This window comes from Clostridium fallax (assembly GCF_900129365.1).
GTDB classification, from domain to species: domain Bacteria; phylum Bacillota; class Clostridia; order Clostridiales; family Clostridiaceae; genus Clostridium_AH; species Clostridium_AH fallax.
The window spans coordinates 1-2,260 of sequence record NZ_FQVM01000058.1 but is presented as its reverse complement, the minus strand read 5'-3'; the positions used below and the strand labels follow the sequence as shown (position 1 = coordinate 2,260).

The window sequence follows — 2,260 nt, the reverse complement described above, 5'->3', positions numbered from 1 at the left end:
GGTATGTAGCGAGGTTAAGTACTTAAGGTACGGAGCCGAAGGGAAACCGAGTCTGAATAGGGCGACTAGTTGCATGCTGTAGACCCGAAACCGGGTGACCTATCCATGGCCAGGTTGAAGCGAGAGTAAAATCTCGTGGAGGACCGAACCACGTTGGTGTTGAAAAACCATGGGATGAGCTGTGGATAGCGGAGAAATTCCAATCGAACTCGGAGATAGCTGGTTCTCCTCGAAATAGCTTTAGGGCTAGCGTCGGATATGAGTAATGGAGGTAGAGCACTGAATGGGCTAGGGGGCATAGCGCTTACCGAACCTTATCAAACTCCGAATGCCATATACTATTAAGTCCGGCAGTCAGACTGCGAATGATAAGATCCGTGGTCAAAAGGGAAACAGCCCAGATCGTCAGCTAAGGTCCCAAAGTGTAAGTTAAGTGGAAAAGGATGTGGGATTTCTAAGACAACTAGGATGTTGGCTTAGAAGCAGCCACTCATTTAAAGAGTGCGTAATAGCTCACTAGTCGAGAGATCCTGCGCCGAAAATGTTCGGGGCTCAAACTTACCACCGAAGCTACGGGCTTAAGTTAAACTTAAGCGGTAGAGGAGCGTCGTAATCGGGCTGAAGTCGTACCGGAAGGAGCGGTGGACTGATTACGAGTGAGAATGTTGGCATTAGTAGCGAGATGTGAGTGAGAATCTCACAGGCCGAAAACCTAAGGTTTCCTCAGGAAGGCTCGTCCGCTGAGGGTTAGTCGGGACCTAAGCCGAGGCCGAAAGGCGTAGGTGATGGACAATCGGTTGATATTCCGATACCACTATTAATCGTTAAAACCGAAGGCGTAACGCAGGAGGATAGGATGTGCTAGCTATTGGATGCTAGTCTAAGCACTTAGGGAGTTCAGCAAGGCAAATCCGGCTGAACAATTCTGAGGTGTGATGGGGAAGGAACTACGGTTCCGAAGTATCTGATTCCACGCTGCCAAGAAAAGCGTCTAGGGAGAGAGGTAGTGCCCGTACCGCAAACCGACACAGGTAGGTGAGGAGAGAATCCTAAGGCCGGCGGAAGAATCACAGTTAAGGAACTCGGCAAATTGACCCCGTAACTTAGGGAGAAGGGGTGCCTACGCAAGTAGGCCGCAGAGAATAGGCCCAAGCAACTGTTTAGCAAAAACACAGGTCTCTGCTAAAGCGAAAGCTGATGTATAGGGGCTGACGCCTGCCCGGTGCTGGAAGGTTAAGGGGAATACTTAGCGCAAGCGAAGGTATGAACTTAAGCCCCAGTAAACGGCGGCCGTAACTATAACGGTCCTAAGGTAGCGAAATTCCTTGTCAGGTAAGTTCTGACCCGCACGAATGGCGTAATGACTTGGGCACTGTCTCAACTGTGAATCCGGCGAAGTTGTAGTACGAGTGAAGATGCTCGTTACCCGCGATTGGACGGAAAGACCCCGTAGAGCTTTACTGTAGCTTAGCATTGAATTTCGGTATTGTCTGTACAGGATAGGTGGGAGACTAGGAAGTCAGGGCGTCAGCCTTGATGGAGTCATCCTTGGGATACCACCCTGACAGTACTGAGGTTCTAACTGGATGCCATGAAACTGGTGACAGGACATTGTTAGGTGGGCAGTTTGACTGGGGCGGTCGCCTCCTAAAAAGTAACGGAGGCGCCCAAAGGTTCCCTCAGAACGGTCGGAAATCGTTCGAAGAGTGCAAAGGCAGAAGGGAGCCTGACTGCGACACCCACAAGTGGAGCAGGGACGAAAGTCGGGCTTAGTGATCCGGTGGTACCTCGTGGGAGGGCCATCGCTCAACGGATAAAAGCTACCTCGGGGATAACAGGCTGATCTCCCCCAAGAGTCCACATCGACGGGGAGGTTTGGCACCTCGATGTCGGCTCGTCGCATCCTGGGGCTGAAGTAGGTCCCAAGGGTTGGGCTGTTCGCCCATTAAAGCGGCACGCGAGCTGGGTTCAGAACGTCGTGAGACAGTTCGGTCCCTATCCGTCGCGGGCGTAGGAAATTTGAGAGGAGCTGTCCTTAGTACGAGAGGACCGGGATGGACTGACCTCTGGTGTACCAGTTGTTCCGCCAGGAGCACAGCTGGGTAGCTATGTCGGGAAGAGATAAACGCTGAAAGCATCTAAGCGTGAAGCTCACCTCAAGATTAGATTTCCCATAGCGTAAGCTAGTAAGATCCCTTGAAGAACACAAGGTTGATAGGTCAGAGATGTAAGCATGGTAACATGTTCAGTTGACTGATAC

At 51.4% G+C, this 2,260-nt stretch carries 1 rRNA gene; it reads left to right on the top strand.

Going from position 1 to position 2,260, the window contains the following annotated elements:
• Nucleotides 1-2,260: ribosomal RNA gene (locus BUA70_RS12820) — 23S ribosomal RNA — on the top strand; the annotation flags it as partial.